The sequence below is a fragment of the Variovorax sp. Varisp41 genome (assembly GCF_047325085.1).
In the GTDB taxonomy this organism is placed as follows: Bacteria; Pseudomonadota; Gammaproteobacteria; order Burkholderiales; family Burkholderiaceae_C; genus Variovorax.
Map to the genome: position 1 here is coordinate 397,840 of NZ_CP168540.1, position 17,593 is coordinate 415,432.

Annotated in this window: 15 protein-coding genes; 8 read left to right on the forward strand and 7 right to left on the reverse strand. The window is 72.1% G+C overall.

Annotated elements, in window-relative coordinates; all coding sequences use genetic code 11:
* Window positions 1-150: 150 nt before the first annotated feature.
* Together ACEN9J_RS01710 and ACEN9J_RS01715 are read right to left on the reverse strand one after the other, a co-directional pair.
* On the reverse strand, window positions 151-687 hold the full coding sequence (locus ACEN9J_RS01710; protein WP_057597915.1) for an SRPBCC family protein: 537 nt from the start codon (window positions 685-687) through the stop codon (window positions 151-153).
* Between the two features lie 35 nt (window positions 688-722).
* A complete protein-coding gene (locus tag ACEN9J_RS01715) occupies window positions 723-1,076 on the reverse strand; it encodes an ArsR/SmtB family transcription factor (protein WP_057597914.1) in 354 nt (117 codons plus the stop codon).
* Window positions 1,077-1,254: 178 nt separating this feature from the next.
* On the opposite strand from ACEN9J_RS01715, the gene bla reads away from it, so the two are divergent.
* From bla to ACEN9J_RS01730, 3 genes are all read left to right on the forward strand, one after another.
* Complete coding sequence (gene bla, locus ACEN9J_RS01720) at window positions 1,255-2,142, forward strand: class A beta-lactamase (protein ID WP_413763120.1); 888 nt, start codon at window positions 1,255-1,257, stop codon at window positions 2,140-2,142.
* A gap of 145 nt (window positions 2,143-2,287) precedes the next feature.
* A complete protein-coding gene (locus ACEN9J_RS01725; RefSeq protein ID WP_261206836.1) occupies window positions 2,288-3,517 on the forward strand; it encodes an MFS transporter in 1,230 nt (409 codons plus the stop codon).
* Window positions 3,518-3,558: 41 nt separating this feature from the next.
* Entirely contained in the window at window positions 3,559-4,860 is a 1,302-nt protein-coding gene (locus tag ACEN9J_RS01730) for a UDP-N-acetylglucosamine 1-carboxyvinyltransferase (protein ID WP_057597839.1), read from the forward strand.
* Window positions 4,861-4,869: 9 nt separating this feature from the next.
* Here ACEN9J_RS01730 and trhA read toward each other — a convergent pair whose 3' ends face one another.
* Together trhA and ACEN9J_RS01740 are read right to left on the reverse strand one after the other, a co-directional pair.
* Complete coding sequence (trhA, locus tag ACEN9J_RS01735) at window positions 4,870-5,490, reverse strand: PAQR family membrane homeostasis protein TrhA (protein ID WP_057597838.1); 621 nt, start codon at window positions 5,488-5,490, stop codon at window positions 4,870-4,872.
* 18 nt (window positions 5,491-5,508) lie between these two features.
* Window positions 5,509-6,939 carry a glycerophosphodiester phosphodiesterase family protein gene (locus ACEN9J_RS01740; RefSeq protein ID WP_413763121.1) on the reverse strand — a complete coding sequence of 477 codons (1,431 nt, stop codon included), beginning with the start codon at window positions 6,937-6,939 and terminating at the stop codon, window positions 5,509-5,511.
* A 146-nt stretch (window positions 6,940-7,085) separates the two neighbouring features.
* Between ACEN9J_RS01740 and ACEN9J_RS01745 the strand changes: the two genes are divergently transcribed.
* Window positions 7,086-9,110: a hypothetical protein gene (locus ACEN9J_RS01745; protein ID WP_413763122.1), complete on the forward strand. Its 2,025-nt coding sequence runs from the start codon at window positions 7,086-7,088 to the stop codon at window positions 9,108-9,110.
* A 61-nt stretch (window positions 9,111-9,171) separates the two neighbouring features.
* On the opposite strand, the gene ACEN9J_RS01750 is transcribed toward ACEN9J_RS01745, so the two are convergent.
* On the reverse strand, window positions 9,172-10,086 hold the full coding sequence (locus ACEN9J_RS01750) for a LysR family transcriptional regulator (protein ID WP_057597411.1): 915 nt from the start codon (window positions 10,084-10,086) through the stop codon (window positions 9,172-9,174).
* Window positions 10,087-10,232: 146 nt separating this feature from the next.
* Between ACEN9J_RS01750 and ACEN9J_RS01755 the strand changes: the two genes are divergently transcribed.
* Genes ACEN9J_RS01755 through ACEN9J_RS01770 form a run of 4 tightly spaced genes read left to right on the forward strand, consistent with a single transcriptional unit; the run spans window position 10,233 to window position 14,552 of the window.
* Window positions 10,233-10,688: a DoxX family protein gene (locus ACEN9J_RS01755; RefSeq protein WP_057597412.1), complete on the forward strand. Its 456-nt coding sequence runs from the start codon at window positions 10,233-10,235 to the stop codon at window positions 10,686-10,688.
* A 23-nt stretch (window positions 10,689-10,711) separates the two neighbouring features.
* Window positions 10,712-11,338, forward strand: coding sequence for a (2Fe-2S)-binding protein (locus ACEN9J_RS01760; RefSeq protein WP_413763123.1), 627 nt, complete (start codon window positions 10,712-10,714; stop codon window positions 11,336-11,338).
* The gene (locus tag ACEN9J_RS01765) at window positions 11,331-12,326 is read left to right on the forward strand and encodes an FAD binding domain-containing protein (protein ID WP_413763124.1); all 996 of its coding nucleotides are present in this window, start codon (window positions 11,331-11,333) and stop codon (window positions 12,324-12,326) included. The genes ACEN9J_RS01760 and ACEN9J_RS01765 overlap by 8 nt, the downstream gene beginning before the upstream one ends.
* Window positions 12,327-12,329: 3 nt before the next feature.
* Window positions 12,330-14,552 (forward strand): xanthine dehydrogenase family protein molybdopterin-binding subunit, encoded by a 2,223-nt coding sequence (locus ACEN9J_RS01770; protein WP_413763125.1) that lies wholly within the window; start codon window positions 12,330-12,332, stop codon window positions 14,550-14,552.
* Between the two features lie 13 nt (window positions 14,553-14,565).
* On the opposite strand, the gene ACEN9J_RS01775 is transcribed toward ACEN9J_RS01770, so the two are convergent.
* Together ACEN9J_RS01775 and ACEN9J_RS01780 are read right to left on the reverse strand one after the other, a co-directional pair.
* A complete protein-coding gene (locus ACEN9J_RS01775) occupies window positions 14,566-15,993 on the reverse strand; it encodes a GTPase/DUF3482 domain-containing protein (protein WP_413763126.1) in 1,428 nt (475 codons plus the stop codon).
* Window positions 15,990-17,390 carry a DUF2868 domain-containing protein gene (locus ACEN9J_RS01780; protein WP_413763127.1) on the reverse strand — a complete coding sequence of 467 codons (1,401 nt, stop codon included), beginning with the start codon at window positions 17,388-17,390 and terminating at the stop codon, window positions 15,990-15,992. The genes ACEN9J_RS01775 and ACEN9J_RS01780 overlap by 4 nt, the downstream gene beginning before the upstream one ends.
* Between the last annotated feature and the right edge of the window lie 203 nt (window positions 17,391-17,593).

Consider the following 17,593-nt stretch of genomic DNA (forward strand, 5'->3'; position numbering starts at 1 on the left):
ACTTGGGCAGATGAATGTGATTTACAACAAATTCCACAAATACAACCAATGCCTCGAATGCTGCGCGAGCCGCATGACAGCGCCGCGACAGCGCCGGCCGAAAAAGAAAAGGGGCCCGAAGGCCCCCTGTGGTGGTCGAGCGCGTGCGCCTCAGCGGATCTGCGCTTCGTAGTGCTGCTCGATCGCTGTCAGCGCGGTCCAGAAGCCCGCGGGCGCGCGGCCCTCGAGCAGCGCCTCGAGCACCTCGAGGTGCGCATGCCAGCCGCTGGCCACGCTGACGGTTTCCTTGCGATCGGGCAGGCGCCGATGCGTGAGCACGAGACGGGTCGAATCGCCCTGCGGCGCGAGTTCGAAAGTGACCTCGGAGGCGTCGTCCGCCTCGCTGCCCCAGCTGATGACCAGCAGCCTCGGCGCCTCGATGCGCAGCAGCCGCGACTTCTGCTGGTGCGGCGCGCGGTAGGCCGCGTAGCGCTCGGGCGCGGCCTCGCCCGAGAGGGTGGTGTGCTCGAAGCGCAGCTCGAACACCGCGCCGGGCTGCGCCGCCATGGTGCCGCCCGCGAGCCAGCGCGCGCGCTTCCCGGGATCGGTCAGGTAGGACCAGACGCGCTCCACGGGCGCGGCCAGCAGGCGCTCGATGCGCAGGGTGCCGGGCTCGACGAGCCGGCCGAATCGTTCGGTGGTGGTCATGGGTGCTGCTCCTTGTGTCGGATGAAAAAAAGAAATCAGCCGGCGGCGTCGTCGCGCAGCGCCTGCTCGAGCGCGTCGAGGCGGCCGCCCCAGAAGCCCTCGTAGTAGCGCAGCCAGGCGTCGGCCGTGGCCAGCGCGGCGGGCTCGAGCCGGCACACGTGGGCGCGGCCCTGCACCGTGCGCGACACCAGCCCCGCGCGCTCCAGCGTCTTCACGTGCTTGGAGGCGCCGGCGAAGCTCATGCGGAACGGCGCGCCGAGCTCGCCCACGCTGCAGTCGCCCTGGGCCAGCAGCTGCAGCATGGTGCGCCGCGTGCTGTCGGCCAGCGCGTGGAAGATGGCGTCGAGGCGCTGGTCCTGGCGCTCGGCAGGCAGTTCAAGTTCAACCATGAGGTTGAATATAGATCGGTTCCGGATTTCGTTCAACCCTTCGGTTGAATTTCCATGCCGGCCGTGCCGTTACACCCGATACAGCCGGGACGCCCGCCGCCCCGCTCGCGCTGGCGGCGCGGGGTGCCCGTTCCTACGATGCGGTCTCGTCCAACCACTCTCTCGCAATCCCACACTCATGAACACACCGATCCGACGCCGTACGCTCCTCGCCGCCGCCAGCGCGGTTCCGCTCGCGAGCGCCTGCGCCGCCTGGTCCGCCGCCGGCCCGGACGCCGAGGCCCGGCTCGCGGCGCTCGAGCGCGACTGCGGCGGCCGCCTGGGCGTGCATGCGCTCGACACCGGCAGCGGCGCGCGCATCGCGCACCGCGGCAACGAGCTGTTTCCGATGTGCAGCACCTTCAAGCTGATGCTCGCGGCCGCGATCCTGCAGCGCGGCACCGCGCAGGAACCGGCGCTGCTCGAGCGCCGCCTGAGCTACACCCGCGCCCACCTGTTGCCGAACTCGCCGATCACCGAGAAGCACCTGGCCGACGGCATGACCGTGGCCGAGCTGTGCGCCGCCACGCTGCAGTACAGCGACAACGCCGCGGCCAACCTGCTGATGCACCAGCTCGGCGGGCCCGCCGGCGTCACGGCCTATGCGCGCTCCATCGGCGACACGGTGTTCCGCCTCGACCGCTGGGAGACCGAGCTCAACAGCGCCATCCCCGGCGATCCGCGCGACACCACCAGCCCGGCCGCGATGGCCGCCAGCGTGCAGCGGCTGGTGCTCGGCGACGCGCTGGCCGCGCCGCAGCGCGCGCGGCTCGAGGCTTGGCTGCGCGGCAACACCACCAGCAAGGAGCGCTTCCTGGCCGGCGTGCCGGCCGGCTGGGCCGTGGGCGACAAGACCGGCGCGGGCGACTACGGCACCAACAACGACGTCGGCGTGCTGTGGCCGGCTTCGGGCGCGCCGCTGGTGCTCGCGGTGTACCTGACCTTCCCGGGCGACAAGGGCGCGAAGACGCGCAACGACGTGGTGGCCTCGGCGGTGCGCATCGTGGCGAACGCGATGCGGGGCTGAGCGTTCCCGCTGCCCCGGGCCGCAATGCCGTACCCGCCCCATCGGGCACTGCGCGGCGCGCCTGCGCCCGCGCGCCATCGGCGGGACAATGCCGGCGCCTTGCGCGCCCCGCGCGGCCAGGGCATCCAGCCAGAGCCCCCGCCGCATGTCGTCCCCGCCCGCCGTCTCCACCTCCTCGTCCTCCTCCCAGGCCCCGTTCTCGCTGTGGCGCATCGCGGTGCCGGCCTTCGGCCCCTCGCTGCTGTTCGGCATCGGGGAGGGCGCGATCCTGCCGATCGTGCCGCTCACGGCGCGCGAGCTCGGCGCCTCGGTGCCGATGGCGGCGCTGGTGATGGCGCTGATCGGCATCGGCTCGCTGCTCAACAACATCCCGGCCTCGATGATCACCATGCGCTGGGGCGAGCGCTGGGCCATCGTCGCGGCCGGCGCCTGGAGCGCGCTCGGCATGGCGCTGTGCGTGTGGACCTCGCACCTGGGCCTGTTCGCGCTCGGCTGCTTCATGGTCGGCATGTCGCAGGCGGTCTACAACCTCGCGCGCCAGAGCTACATGAGCGAGGCGGTGCCGGTCGAGTACCGCGCGCGGGCGCTGTCCACGCTGGGCGGCGTGATGCGCATCGGCATGTTCATCGGCCCCTTCCTGGCGGCCGGCGCGGTGCATTTCTTCGGCCTGATGGCGGCCTACGTGCTCGGCATCGTGGCGGTGGCCGGCGCGGCCATCCTGGGCGCGCGCATCCCGGACCTCGAACTGCCGCCCGTGCCGCCGGGCCAGGCCGCGCCCGCGAAGCCCACCATCGTCTCGACCCTGCGCGATCACCGCCGCGTGTTCCTCACGCTGGGCATCGCCGTGACCCTGGTCAGCGCGGTGCGCGCCTCGCGCCAGGCCGTGATCCCGCTGTGGGCCGACCACCTCGCGCTCGCTCCCTCGGTGGCCTCGCTGATCTACGGCATGGCCGGCGGCATCGACATGCTGGTGTTCTACCCGGCCGGCAAGGTGATGGACCAGAAGGGCCGGCGCTGGGTCGCGGTGCCCTCGATGCTGATCATGGGGCTCGCGATGCTGCTGATGCCGCTGACCACGGGCGCCGCCACGCTGCTGGTCGCGGCGCTGGCGATCGGCTTCGGCAACGGCATCGGCTCGGGAATGATCATGACCCTGGGCGCCGACCATTCGCCGCGCCATGGCCGCGCGCACTTCCTCGGCGTGTGGCGGCTGATGTCCGACATCGGCGCCTCCTGCGGGCCGGCGCTGCTGTCCTTCCTCGCGGGCAGCCTCTCGCTGGCCGCGGGCATCGCGGTCACGGGCGGGCTCGCCTTCGCCGCGGCCGGCGTGCTGGCCCACTGGATTCCGCGCCGCACGCCGGGCCACGAGGCCTAGCGCCGCCTATCATTCACCCCATACAGGGGTCCCACACACACATGTCCAATCTCATCGTCCACGGCGGCACGCCGCTGCGCGGCCGCATCACGCCGTCGGCCAACAAGAACGCGGTGCTGCCGATCCTCTGCGCCACGTTGCTCACGCGCGAGCCGCTGCGCCTGCATGGCGTGCCCGACATCACCGACGTGCGCAAGATCCTCGACATCTTCCGCACGCTGGGCAGCGAGGTGCAGCTCGACCACGCCACCGGCACGCTCGCGCTGCACCACCGCGACACCGTGTTCGACGCCGCCGCCCACCGGCTGCCCGAGGAGATGCGCTCCTCGATCATGCTGGTGCCGCCGCTGCTGGCGCGCTTCGGCGTGGCGCGGCTCGAGGACAACGTCAAGGGCTGCACCCTGGGCGTGCGCGAGATCGATCCGCACGTGGAGGTGTTCCGCAGCTTCGGCGGCCAGGTCGAGCGCGCCGAGGGCTCGCTGCTGGTGCGCACCGCCGGGCGCCTGGTGCCCACCGACCACTGGCTCGACTACGCCTCGGTCACCACCACCGAGAACTTCGTGCTGTGCGCGGTCGGCGCCGAGGGCACCTCGACCCTGACCAACGCGGCCTCCGAGCCGCACGTGCAGGAGTTCTGCCGCTTCATGGCCATGATCGGCGCGCGCATCGACGGCATCGGCACCTCGCGCCTCACGGTGCATGGCGGCCATGCGCTGGGCGGTGGCGAGTTCCGCTTCGACGAGGACTTCCACGAGATCACCACCTTCCTCGCGCTCGGCGCCATCACCGGCGGCGACGTGGTGGTGCGCAACAGCGCGCCGGCCAACTTCCCGCTGATCGACCGCACCTTCGCCAAGTTCGGCGTGCAGATCGTGCACGAGGACGGCTGGTCGCGCGCCGTGCGCTCGGGGCCGCTGAAGGTGCAGACGCCGTTCACGGCCAACGTGCTGACCAAGGTCGAGGCCGCGCCCTGGCCGTACTTCCCGGTCGACCTGCTGCCGATCTTCATCGCGCTGGGCGTGCGCGCGCAGGGCAACGCGATGTTCTGGAACAAGGTCTACGACGGCGCGCTGGGTTGGACCGGCGAGCTCTCGAAATTCGGCGCCCACGTGTTCTCGTCCGACCCGCACCGGCTCATCACCTTCGGCGGCGCCCCGCTGGTGCCCGCGGTGGTCGAGAGCCCCTACATCATCCGCGTGGCGATCGCGCTCTTCATGGTGGCCTCGAGCATCGAGGGCCGCTCCGAGATCCGCAACGCCACGCCGATCCGCCGCGCGCATCCGCGCTTCGTCGAGAACCTGCGCAGCCTGGGCGTGCAGGTGGAGTGGACCAGCGAAGAGTAAGAGGCCGGGTTACAGCACGAACCAGCCCACCGCCACGTAGTGGCTGACCGTGCCCGCGAGCACGAACAGGTGCCACACGGCATGCGCGTGCCGGAAGCCGCGGCGGTTGCGGTAGAAGACCGTGCCCGCGGTGTAGAGCACGGCGCCGATCAGCAGCCATGCGAGGCCGCCGCCCTCGAGCTGCATCGCCAGCGGCACGGCCGCGGCGATCGCGAGCCAGCCCATGCCGATGTACAGCGGCAGCGAGGGTTTCACGGGCGCGCCGCGCGCGGCCATCAGCTCGCGCCGGATGCCGACCGCGGCCGCGCCCCACATCGCCAGCAGCGGCAGCCAGGCCCAGGCGCCTTCGAGCATCACCAGCGCGAACGGGGTGTAGGTGCCGGCGATCAGCAGGTAGATCGCGCAGTGGTCGGCGCACTCCCACAGGCGTTTGAGCCGGCCGCGCGTGCTGTGGAACAGGGTGGAGGCCGCGTAGAGCGCGACCGCCGAGAGCGAGAACACGAGCGAGCCAGCGATCTTCGCCGGGTCGCCCGTGGGCAGAGTCTTGGCCAGCAGCAGCACGGCCGCCGGCAGGGCGAGCAGCAGGCCGAGCAGGTGGCTGTACCCGTTGAGTCGTTCGCCCGGGTACATGCCGTGCCGCCTGCCGGCTCAGCGGCCGGTTTCCTTCAGGTAGTCCTGGCGCGCCGCGAAGGCCGTGTTCGCGAAGTCCGAGAACACGCCGTCGATGCCGGCGCGGAAGTACGCGAGGTACTCAGCCTTGGGGTCCTTCTTGAACACGCCCGCGAGGTACTTCTGTTCGTTGCGGAAGGTGTAGCTGTGCACGAACAGGCCGGCCTTGTGGGCGTCGGCGATCAGCGCGGTGGGCTTGATCGTGTTCACGTCGGCCAGCGTGCCGCCGGTCTTGAAGGGCACGATGGTGTGGGCCATCACCTGCGGCTTCCACGGGCCGATGCCGTCGGCATAGGTCTTCACCTCGGCCAGGCCGGCCGGGGTGAGCATCGCGCCGAACCAGCGCGGGTCGCCCGCGAGCGTCCAGCTGTAGGGGCGGCCGTCGACGAAGGTGTAGACGTCGTTGGTGACGTAGATCATCTCGCCGGTCTTGAAGTCGATGGCGTTGCCGTCCACCAGCTGCACCGCGCGTGCCTTGAGGCCGGCCGAGCGCAGGTACTTCAGGCTCACCGGGTCGAAGCTCTGCACGAAGATCGGTGCGTCCTTGCGGTTCAGGTCGTTGGCGTTCATCGCCTTGAGCAGCGCGTCTTCCAGCGGATGGCTGCCGGCCGGGCCGCAGCCGTTGGCGATCGCCTGGGCGTTGTTCCAGATCGGGTTCTTGGTTTCCGGGTACACGGTGATCGTGCGGCCGGTGGCCTTGGCCTTGGCGCGCATGATGTCGATCACTTCCTGGAAGCTCAGGATCGGCAGCTTGCCGTTGAGATCGGTCGGGCGCTCGTCCTTCGCGTCGTAGGTGGTGCCGTGGATCCACTGCTTGAGCTCGGCCAGCGTGAAGTCGGTGATGGACCAGTCGTTGGTGTGGTCCTCGCCGTCGACGATCAGCGACTTGAGCACCGACTTCGGATCCTTGGGATCGGTGAGGTCGCTCAGGTACTGCTTGGGGCCGTTGGCCTCGATCGGCGGGTACTTCACGTCGACCAGCACGCCGGGCACGGTGCGCTTGCGCGCGTTCACGGTGGCATTGGTCTTGGCGACGTCGGCGATGTCGGTGTTGTCGCTGAGCCAGGGGTTGTGGCGCGCGACCAGCACGCAGTCCTTGGTCAGGTGCAGGTCGGTCTCGAGCGAATCGGCGCCGGCATCGGCGGCCGCTTCGTAGGCCTTCTGGGTTTCCTCCGGGAACAGGCCGGGCAGGCCGCGGTGGCCGATCACCAGCGGCACCGAGCCGTCGAGCGTGCCCAGCGGCGTGGGCGCCGGGGCGGGCGCGGGTGCGGGCGGGGGGGCGGGCGGTAACACCGGGCCGATGGCACCGCCACCACCACCGCCGCAGGCGGCGATGACGAGGCTGCCACCGAGCGCGGCGAAGGCGGCGCGCAGGGGACGGGGTGCGGGTGCGGGAAGCTTTGAGGTCATGGTTGTTTTTTACGTGTTGGATATGGCCAGAAGGCCGCCGGATGCTAGGTTTGACCCATGACGGAACCATGACTGGTGCCACGGCCCGCGGCAGCGACATCGTGGCGCCATGAAGCCTCCGATCCGCTGGCCGAGCACCGGCCTGCGTGCCGCTTTCAACGCGGATGCGCGGCCATGCGGCGGCGTCCATCGAAGGAGTGTTTTGCGTCCGGTACATTCGCGCTCGATGGCCGAGGCCAGGCAATGTCCTGCGCGATGTGCGCGATGTGCAATCGAGGGAGAACAAGGCGATGTCATGGTGGAAACGCTGGATCGGCGGTCGCGCCGCGCCGCGGAACGCGGTGGACGCGGTGCCGAAGGAAAGCGGCGCGGTGGAACTTCGCGCCGGCACCTTCGAGTTCGAACGATGGATCGCGCGCAACTCACTCGAGATGGACGGCGAACTCGCGCATGGCGCGCAGCATCTGGGCAATCTGCTGCTGATGGCGCCGACCGATGCGGACTCGCTGGCCTTGGCCGGGCGCTATGCGCACAAGGCGGGCAGCGGTGCCGCCGAGACGCTGCTGCCTCCTGAACAGCAAAGGTACGCGGGCCCCGAGGCCTTGCGGGCATGGCTCTGGCGGCGCGATGGCCGGCTGGAGGAGGCCACCGAACTCGTGGTGGAGATCATGCAGTCGGAACCCGGGGGCGCGGGCAGGCTGAGTGCCTGGCTGCTCGAGTGGCTCGAGCCCGCGGGGGCGATCGAGTCGCTCTCCGTCGGGCTGCAGATGCGCCTGGCCAAGGCGATGCTGACGCAGTCTTCCGAAGCCCGACTCAGCAGCGCCCGCCGACTCTGGTCGATGCAGCGCTGGGCACGGGTGCTGGCGCGCATCGCGCCGCCGGACGAGTTCCAGGCGCAGTGGCGCATGCTGCGGATCGGCTTCCTGCGGCGCGCCGGCCTGTTCGACGATGCGCTGCTGCTGGCCGGGCCATTGGCCGAAGCGTCCGACTGGCATGTGGCGACGGCGATCGGCCTGGTGCTGCGCCAGCAGCGGCGCATGCCCGAGGCCGAGCAGGCCTTTCGCCGTGCGATCGCGTTCGACCCGCAAGAGCTCAGCACCTTTCTCGAGATGGCCGATGGCTGGCTCGAGAACCAGGACTGGGCACAGGCGCTGCAGGGGTACGACCATGTGCTTGCGCAGGAGGCCGATCATGACTGGGCGCAGGCCTCGCAGTGGTATTGCCAATGGAAGCTGACGGGCGACGCGCAGTGGATCGACCGCGTCCTCGCAGCCGCCCAGGCAGGCAATGCGCGGGCGCAGCGGCTCTGGCATACCGCGTTCGACAGGCTGCCCGAGCCGGAGGACGCGAGCGCCAACACGCTGCGCAAGCTGCTCGCGTCGCTTCGGGCCGCCCCGCCGGCCGGCAACAGCACCGAGCCGTCCCGGCCGAATCGTTTGTCGATGAGCCTGTCCTCGATCGAGGCGCCTTCCAATGCCCTGGCTTTCACGCTCGCGCTGGCGGCACTGGATCAGCCCGTGACCCTGACGGTGCGGGTCGACGGCATCCCGCATCCCGATCCGCGGGAGCCGGCCGGTCCGGTGGCACATTCGCTGTGGCGCTACGACGGCACCGATGCGAGCCCGGCATTGCCGGCGCCCGCGCCGGAGGTGCTCGAACGCATTGCCGGGCTGGCCCGGATGCCCTACGAACCGGATGCCAACTGGGCCGCCGCCAGCCACGCGGCGCTGGCTCTCGGTCCCGCTTCGGGGCAAGACCGTTCGCTCGAGGTGCTGGCCTGCATGGTGCATCCACCCGCGCTGCCGGCGGGCACCGAGGCGCTGGCCTGGCTACCGCGCGTGCAGATGGTCGCGGCGCAGGTCCTGGCGCAGGTTGACGAGGGCTGGCAGGGTTCGCGGCGGCGCGAGCTGCTGCTCTGCGCGATGCTCGGTCCCGCCGATTGGTCGACCTGTGCGGCGATCCGCGCGCTCGCGTGGATCGGCCGCCATGAACCGGCCCACATGCTCGACATCCATCAGTGCTTCGAGCGCCTGGAGGCGCATCGGCCCGACAGCGGCTATTGCTGCTGGATCGCCACGCTCTACGAGCAATGGCTGGCGCTTCCGCTGCTGTTCGATCGCGAGCGCGAGACCTTGCGCGTCAAGCTGGCGCAGCTGTCGGACGACGAATGAGCGGCCGGCCCGGATGCCGCGGCCATGCCTGTCGGCGCGGCACGGTCCCACGGCATGGCCGCTACGTCAGCGCCCCGAAGCGCTCCGCATAGAGCGCCGTCACCCAGTCCACGAACACCCGCACGCGTGGCGACAGCAGCCGGTGCTGCGGGTAGAGCACCGAATAGACCATCGGCGGGCAGGGCGTATCGGAGAGGATCTCGACCAGCGTGCCGGCGCGCAGCTGGCGCTCGATGTGATAGCGCGGCACCTGGATGATCCCGCAGCCCTGCTCGGCGCAGGTCTTGTAGCTGTCGGCGTTGTTCACGCTGATCCAGTCGGGCAGCACGACCTGCTCGACGCGCCCGTTCACCTCGAACAGGTAGGGGAAGTGGTCGGGCCGCGAGGACGAGAAGAAGTTCACCGCCAGGTGCCGCTGGCCCAGCAGGTCGGCCGGTGTCAGCGGCGTGCCGCGTTCGGCCAGGTAGGCCGGGCTCGCGCAGGTCACTTGCGGCAGCAGCGCGAGCCGGCGCGTGACCAGCGAGGAGTCCTTGGGCTCGCCCGCGCGCACCACGCAATCCACGCCCTCGCGCACCAGCTCCACGAGCCGGTCGCCGCTGCCCACGGCGAGCACGATGTTCGGATAGCGCGCATGGAAGTCGCCGATGCGCGGCAGCACGATGTCGTTGGCGGCCGCGCCGTGGATGTCGATGCGCAGCCGCCCGCGCGGATTGACCGCGAGCTGCGCGAGCGAGGACTCGGCGTCCTCGAGCTCGAGCAGCAGGTGGCGGCAGCGCTCGTAGTAGGCCTGGCCGTCGACCGTGGTGCGCACCTGGCGCGTGGTGCGCTCGAGCAGGCGCACCTGCAGCCGGGCCTCGAGCTCCTTGATCGCATGGGTGGCGGTGGCGCGCGGCAGCTCGAGCGCGGCCGCGGCCTGCGTGAAGCTGCCGAGCTCCACGATGCGGGTGAACAGGCGCATGGCATCGAAGCGGTCCATGGAATGAGCTCGGCAGATTGTTGGCCTGTGTTGAATTGTATTGACGAAATTCGCATATTTATTCGCCAATGCAGAACAGAGAGACTGCCAGCGCGCCGGCCATCCCGCCGCGCCTCGTCACCTTTTCCTTCCGAGGAGCGACCCCCATGCAGTTGATCTTTCCGCGCCTGCGCGGCACCTATGACCGCTTCGAGCCGCTGAGCTACGCGCTGCTGCGCCTGGCTTTCGGCCTGATGCTCGTGACCCACGGCCTGCCCAAGCTGCTGGGCCGCAGCCACGGCAGCATGGCCGACCCGATGAAGGGCTCGGTCAACCTGATCGCCAACGTGCTGCACCTGCCGGGCGCCGAGCTGCTCGGCTGGTTCGTCGCCCTCCTCGAGGGCGTGGGCGGGCTGATGCTGGCGGCCGGCCTGTTCACGCGCGTGGTCGCCGCGATGGTCGCGGTGCAGATGCTGGTCATCTGCTACGTGATGGGCCCGACCTTCCCGTGGATCGACCGCGGCTTCGAATACCCGCTGATGCTGTTCTTCATCGCGCTGTGCCTGCTGGCGCGCGGCGGCGGCCGGCTGTCGCTCGATGCGCGCATCGGGCGCGAGGTCTGAGCAGAAGAAGAAAGGACGCCACGATGAACCCCACCCCATCCCCCGGCACCGGCGCGCCCGCGCTGAGCCGCCGCACCTTCATGATGAGCACCGCGGCCGGTGCCGCCGGTGCCGCGGGCACCGGCCTGGCGAGCGCGCACGAGGCCGCGGCCACGCCCGCGCCGCCGCGCATCGATACCCGCGTCGTCATCAACGGCCAGCCGCATGCGCTGCAGCTCGAGCCGCGCGCCTCGCTGCTCGACGTGCTGCGCGAGCAGCTCGGCCTCACCGGCGCCAAGAAGGGCTGCGACCACGGCCAGTGCGGTGCCTGCACCGTGCACCTCGACGGCCGGCGCGTCGCCTCCTGCCTCACGCTGGGCGTGAAGGCCGACGGCTGCGCCGTCACCACCATCGAGGGCATCGCCGCGCCCGACGGCACGCTGCATCCGATGCAGCAGGCCTTCGTCGACCACGACGCGCTGCAGTGCGGCTACTGCACGCCGGGCCAGGTGATGGCCGCCATCGCCTGCGTGCGCGAGGACCATGCCACCAGCGAGGCGCAGATCCGCGAGTACATGAGCGGCAACCTCTGTCGCTGCGGCGCCTACGCCGGCATCCTCGAGGCGATCCGCGATGCCGCCGAACGCATGGAGGGCCGCCGCCATGCATGACTTCGCCTACCACCGGCCGCGCAGCAGCGCCGAGGCCGTGCAGCTGCTGGCACGCAGCCAGCCCGGCGCGCGCTACTTCGCGGGCGGCACCACCCTGTTCGACCTGATGAAACTCGGCGTGGAAGCGCCGGCCACGGTCGTCGACATCGGCCGCATCGAGGGCCTGCGAGAGATCGACGCCAGCGACCGGGCCGAACTGCGCATCGGCGCGCTCGCCGCGATGAGCGACGTGGCCGAGCATCCCGTGGTGCAGCGCGAGTTCACCGCGCTGTCGGAATCGCTGTGGAAGGCCGCCTCGCAGCAGCTGCGCAACATGGCGAGCGTGGGCGGCAACCTGCTGCAGCGCACGCGCTGCGCCTATTTCCGCGGCGGCCCCGAGTTCGCCTGCAACAAGCGTGTGCCCGGCAGCGGCTGCGCGGCGCTGGCCGGCGTGAACCGCGGCCATGCGGTGCTCGGCGGCAGCGAGGCCTGCGTGGCGGTCTACCCGGGCGACTGGGCGGTGGCGCTCGCGGCCTTCGATGCGCAGGTCGACACGCTGAGTCCGCGCGGCGAACGCACGGTGGCCGTGCGCGAACTGCACCGCGCGCCCGGCGCCACGCCGCACCTCGAGACCGTGCTCGCGGCCGACGAGCTGATCGTGCGCATCCGCGTGCCGCGCACGCCGGCGGGGCGGGCCTCCACGTACCACAAGATCCGCGACCGCGAGTCCTATGCCTTCGCGCTGGCTTCGGCGGCGGTGGGCCTGCACCTGCGCGCCAACCGCGTGGTCGATGCGCGCATCGCGCTCGGCGGCGTGGCCACGCACCCGTGGCGCGCGCTCGAGGCCGAGCGCAGCCTGGTCGGGCGGCCTTTCACGCAGGCCGCGGCGCGACGCGCGGCCGAGATCGCGTTCGCGCAGGCGAAGCCGCTCGAACACAACGGTTTCAAGGTGGCGCTCGGCATCGAGACGGTGACCGACGCGCTGATGCTGGCCCGGGACAGGAGCTGAACCATGGCAACCACGACAAGCAACCCCCAACGCGGCGCGCGGCCCGGTGCCGAGCGCGTCGATGCGCACGACAAGGTGCGCGGCGCCACCCGCTATGCGGCCGACGATGCGCGCGCCGGTCTGCTGCATGCCGCGCTGGTGCCGTCGCGCATCGCGCGCGGCAGCGTGGCGCGCATCGACACCGCCGCCGCCGAGCGCGTGCGCGGCGTGCGCAAGGTCTACACGCACCAGAACATCGGCGCCTTCGAATCGGGCGGCTTCCTGATGGGCGGCGGCTTCGGCTTCCAGAGCTTCTATCCGCTGCGCTCGGCGCAGATCGCCTATCGCGGCCAGACGGTCGCGATGGTGGTCGCCGACACGCTCGAAGCCGCGCGCGAGGCAGCGGCCCTGGTGGAAGTGCGCTACGAGGCCCAGCCCTTCGTCGCGGGCATCGACGCGTCCGACGCGCAGCCGCAGGCCCAGTCCTCGCTGCTGCCGCAGCCCATGTTCGCCGACCGCCGCGTGGGCGATGCCGAGGCCGCGCTGGCCGCGGCGGCCTTCACGGTGGAGGCGCGCTACGAGCTGCCGATCCAGCACCAGAACCCGATGGAGATCATCGCGACCGTGGCCGAATGGAGCGAAGGCGTGCTGACCGTGCGCGAGCCGACGCAGAACGCCGAGGGCGTGCGCCACGGCCTCGCGAAGCAGCTCGGCATCGAGCCGGCGCGCGTGCGCGTGCTCTCGCCCACGCTGGGCGGCGGCTTCGGCCAGAAGAACTCGCTGCAGTCGCACACCGCGGCGGTGGCGATCGCCGCGCGCGAGCTCGGCCGGCCGGTCAAGCTGGTGCTGACGCGCGCGCAGCTGTTCCACAACGCCAGCTTCCGGCCCGCGAGCCGGCACCACGTGCGCCTGGGCGCGGACCGCGAGGGCCGGCTGGTCGCGGCGGTGCACGACATCGACCAGCAGACCTCGCGCCACGACCTCTTTCCCTCGAGTGGCAGCGAGATCACCTCGCGGCTGTACGGCGTGAAGCACTTCCTCGGCCGCGACCGGCTGGTGCGCACCGACGTGCAGACGCCGGGCTACATGCGCGCGCCCTTCGAGCATCCGGCCGCCTTCGCGTTCGAGAGCGCGGTCGACGAGATGGCCTACCTGCTGGGCCGCGACCCGGTGGCCTTCCGGCTCGCCAACGACACCGCGGTCGATCCGCTGAGCGGCAAGCCCTTCTCCTCGCGCCACCTGGCCGAATGCCTGGTGCAGGGCAGCGAGGCCTTCGGCTGGGCGCGGCGCGACATGGCGCCGGGCTCGATGCGCGCCGCCGACGGCAGTCGCATCGGCTGGGGCGTGGCCGTGGGCGCCTACAAGGCTGCGATGGCGCCGGCCTTCGCCACCGTGAGCCTGGCCGGCGACGGCCGGGTGCGCGTGGCGGTGGGCGGCCACGAGATGGGGCAGGGCATGCGCACCGCGATCGCGCTCACCGTGTCGCGCGTGCTCGGCGCGCCGGTGGCCGCGGTGGAGATTGCCCTCGGCGACACCGGCGCCGCGCCGCAGCACCTGACCGCCGGCTCCTGGGGCACCGCGACCGCGCTGCCGCCGGTGCAGGAGGCGGCGCAGCGGCTGATGGAGGACCTGCGCACCCGTGCGCCCGGCGCGGGCGCGAACGCCACCGCGCTCGAACTGCTGCGTGCCTCGGGCCGCGCGCAGGCCGAGGCCGAGAGCCGGCGCCGCGCGCCCGGCCAGCCCGAGCAGGTCTATGGCCGGCTCACGGGCGGGCTGCCGGCCGCGGCCGGGCCGGTCTATCCCGATTACGTGGGCTTCAGCTTCATCGCGCATTTCGTCGAGGTGCGCATCGAGCCGACCACGCGCCGCATCCGCGTGCCGCGGGTGGTGAGCGTGGCCGACTGCGGCGCGGTCGCGAGTCCGCGCACCGCGCGCAGCCAGGTCGAGGGCGGCGTGGTCTGGGGCATCGGCGCCGCGCTGCGCGAGGCCAGCGAGGTCGATCCGCGCCATGGCGGCTTCCTCAACGCCGACCTGGCCGAGTACGTGCTGCCGGTGGCGGCCGACATCGGCCGCATCGAGGTCGGCTTCGTCGGCAAGCCCGACACGCGCTTCAACGCGCTCGGCGTGAAGGGGCTCGGCGAGGTCGCGATGGTGGGCGTGGCGCCCGCGATCGTGAACGCGGTGTTCCATGCCACGGGCAAGCGGCTGCGGCGGCTGCCGCTGCGGCTGGAGGATCTGCTGGACTGAGCGCGGCTCGGGCTCAGGCCTCGAAGCCGCCCTGCAGCAGCCCCGCGAGCGTCGCCACCAGCGCCTCGCGCTGCGGCGCGGGACGCCACAGCGCGCGCACCGACTGCAAGGCACCGGCCGCGCCCTGGCCGCTCTCCCATTCGGGATGGCTGCGCGCCGGCTGCGCGGCACGCAGCGCGGCGGCGATGGCCTCGCCGGCCGCGTCGGCGCCGCCGTCCACCGCCTCGATGCGCTGCGTGGCCGCATGGCCGCGGCGCTCGAGCGCGCGTGCGAGCTGCAGCTGCCAGGCCGCGAGCGTGAACAGCACGCCGTCCTCCACCGTGAGCTCGTGCACGTCGCGCAGCTTGTTCGCGAGCTTGCGGCCCAGCGGGCCCCAGCCCTGCGACACCGCGCTGCCGATCGCGCTGCCCAGCGCCACGCCGGCGCCGAGCGAGAGGCCGGCCACCGCGAGATCGGCCACCGCGCCGACCGCGGCGCCGATGGCCGCGCCCTTGCCCAGGCGCAGGCCGGCGTCCTTCATCGCCTCGGGGTTGAAGAAGTCGAGCGCCCAGCGGCCCTCGATCATCGGCAGCGGCGCCTCGGCCGCATCGCCCTGGCGGAAGCCGTAGAGCGCGAGCAGGTCGTCGGCGCAGCGCTCCGCCTTGTCGAACACGGTCTTGCGCAGCGCGGCGACCAGCGCGTCGCGGCGCGCGGGATCGGCGAACTCGGCGGCCGGCACGCCGCGCCGCAGCGCGGTGGCGTCGACCAGCAACTCGGCCACGTGCGCGGCGGCCGCGCGGCGCCGCGCCGCGGCCTCGGCCTCGAGCGCGTCGGCCACGCCGCGCAGCAGTTCGCGCCGGTCGCGCAGCAGCGTCGCGAGGTCGCCATAGAGATCGCGCTCGGCGCCCACGAAGGGCGCCGCCGCGTCGAAGCGCACCTGCACGTGCAGGCCGTAGGCCGAGAGCAGTTCCTTCCAGGCGGCCTCGCGGCTGGCCGCGTCGCGCACGAAGTTGAGCACCGGCAGCACCGGCCGCGCGCAGGCATTGAGCAGCTCGATCTCGTCGCGGAACTTGGGCAGCACCGGTTCGCGCACGTCGATCACGAGGAAGGCGGCGTCGATGTCGAGCATGGCGCGCAGCACCTTGGCCTCCTGCTCGAAGGCGCCGTGTGCCTCGGGGCCCTGCAGGAAGCGGCGGATGCGCTCGGGCGGCGTGGCCTGACCCGCGGGATCGATGCGCGCGAGGTGCTCGCGCAAGGCCACCGCGTCCTCGAGGCCCGGCGTGTCGTAGAAGCGCACGGCGGGGCGGCCGTCGATCTCGAGGTCGACCGACTCGACATGGCGCGTGGTGCCGGGGCGGTCGGACACGGCGCCGAAATCGATGCGCCGCGTGAGCGTGCGCAGCAGCGAGGTCTTGCCGGCATTGGTGTGGCCGACGACGGCGATGCGGATCGGGTCGCTCATGATGCGACGCTGTCGGTGGCGCCCAGCAGCTCGGCGAGCGAGGTGCCCGCGGCCACGCGGTCGAGGCCGGCGTCGCGCAGCCAGGCGAGCCAGCGCGCGATCGCCGGGGCGTCGTTGCCGCCCTCGGCGATCAGCCATAGGCGGCATTCGCCGCTGTGCGCGAGCAGGTCGCGCACGAAGCGCTCGGTGCCGCGATCGGGGCTCGCGGCCGCGCGGCAGGCCAGCACCACGCTGCGCGGCCGCGCGAGCGCGAGGCGATCGAGCAGCGCGCGGCGCTCGGGGGCGCTGCCGTCGATGCGCTCGAGCCGCAGGTCCGCGGGCAGGCCTTCGGGCGGCCAGGCGACGTCGGGCGGCAGCTCGAAGCCGACCAGCACGCGCAGGTCGCGCAGGTCCGAGGGCGCGAGGCCCACGGGCGCCTCGCGCGCGCGGCGGCCCGGATCGGCATCGACGATGGCGCTGGGTGCGAGTGCCGCGAAGCGGGCCGCGAGCTGGCGGTAGTAGGGCGCGTCGAGCGCGGGCTGCAGCGCCTGGCGGCGCAGGCGCCACACGGCGGCGCTCCAGCCCAGCAGCACGAGGCGCGGCAGCAGGCCGTAGGTCAGGATGCAGCCCGTGAGCCACAGCGCCCAGGTGCGCTGGCCCGAGGCCGGCGGCGTGGCGGCCAGCACGGTGGCGGCGTCGGGCACCGGGAAGCCCAGGCGCGACGGCGCCCAGCCCAGCGCGTCGACCGCGCGCACGAAGAAGGCCGGATCGAGGATGGTGGTTTCCCAGCTCAGCGTGTAGCTGCGGAAGGCCAGCGCGAACAGCATCGCCGCCAGCACCACCGCGAAGGACAGCGACCAGATGCCGTGGCTCACGATGCCGAAGGCCCAGGGCAGCAGCTTCGCGCGACCCAGCAGGCCCGTGGTGGCGCGCACCAGCAGCGGCGCCTGGCCATGCCGGCCGCCGGCCACGCGCGCGGTCAGCGAGAGCCAGATCCAGCCCAGCGACGCCGAGCTGAAGGAGGCCAGCGGCAGCCACAGCCCGAGCAGCCACAGCAGCAGCGTCAGCAGGTGCACGCCGAGCAGGCTCACGAGCGCGACGATCACGTTGATGTGGCGTTCGCTGCCGCCCACCACGTTGCCAGCGAGCGCGAGGCCGGCGACGACGATGAGGGCCACGAGCCCGAGCAGCACCCAGGGCGACCACTGGCGCGCGCGCCGCAGTTCGGCCTGCAGGCCCAGTCGTTCGCCGAGCAGGCGTGCACGTTCGGCGATGCGTGCCGGCGTGTGCGGCGCCTGCGCGGCGATGCGCATGGCCTGCGCGTCGTCGAGCGGGCCGTTCTGCTCGGCCCATCGGATCGCCTCGGTGATCACCGCATCGGAAAAGTCTGGGGTCTCGCGCAGTGCGGTGGTGGTCAACAGCGTCCCTTCGCGAACGGAGGCGGGGCCGGCTCGGTGCCGGCGAATGCGCCCACGGCCGAGGGCGGCTCAGCGCGCGGATTATGCCCGGCGTCCCAAAGCGAAACGGGGCCGCGTGGCGGCCCCGTTCTTTCTGGCGTGTGGATGGTTCGAGGGGGACTGACGTCTTTCAGCGCAGGCCGAAGAACGAAAGCACGGCCACG

Bases quoted from the DNA above. Each gene is read 5' to 3' on its own strand.
- ACEN9J_RS01710 (WP_057597915.1), bottom strand. From the start codon at position 687: ATGACCACCACCGAACGATTCGGCCGGCTCGTCGAGCCCGGCACCCTG.
- ACEN9J_RS01715 (WP_057597914.1), bottom strand. From the start codon at position 1,076: ATGGTTGAACTTGAACTGCCTGCCGAGCGCCAGGACCAGCGCCTCGAC.
- bla (WP_413763120.1), top strand. From the start codon at position 1,255: ATGAACACACCGATCCGACGCCGTACGCTCCTCGCCGCCGCCAGCGCG.
- ACEN9J_RS01725 (WP_261206836.1), top strand. From the start codon at position 2,288: ATGTCGTCCCCGCCCGCCGTCTCCACCTCCTCGTCCTCCTCCCAGGCC.
- ACEN9J_RS01730 (WP_057597839.1), top strand. From the start codon at position 3,559: ATGTCCAATCTCATCGTCCACGGCGGCACGCCGCTGCGCGGCCGCATC.
- trhA (WP_057597838.1), bottom strand. From the start codon at position 5,490: ATGTACCCGGGCGAACGACTCAACGGGTACAGCCACCTGCTCGGCCTG.
- ACEN9J_RS01740 (WP_413763121.1), bottom strand. From the start codon at position 6,939: ATGACCTCAAAGCTTCCCGCACCCGCACCCCGTCCCCTGCGCGCCGCC.
- ACEN9J_RS01750 (WP_057597411.1), bottom strand. From the start codon at position 10,086: ATGGACCGCTTCGATGCCATGCGCCTGTTCACCCGCATCGTGGAGCTC.
- ACEN9J_RS01755 (WP_057597412.1), top strand. From the start codon at position 10,233: ATGCAGTTGATCTTTCCGCGCCTGCGCGGCACCTATGACCGCTTCGAG.
- ACEN9J_RS01760 (WP_413763123.1), top strand. From the start codon at position 10,712: ATGAACCCCACCCCATCCCCCGGCACCGGCGCGCCCGCGCTGAGCCGC.
- ACEN9J_RS01765 (WP_413763124.1), top strand. From the start codon at position 11,331: ATGCATGACTTCGCCTACCACCGGCCGCGCAGCAGCGCCGAGGCCGTG.
- ACEN9J_RS01770 (WP_413763125.1), top strand. From the start codon at position 12,330: ATGGCAACCACGACAAGCAACCCCCAACGCGGCGCGCGGCCCGGTGCC.
- ACEN9J_RS01775 (WP_413763126.1), bottom strand. From the start codon at position 15,993: ATGAGCGACCCGATCCGCATCGCCGTCGTCGGCCACACCAATGCCGGC.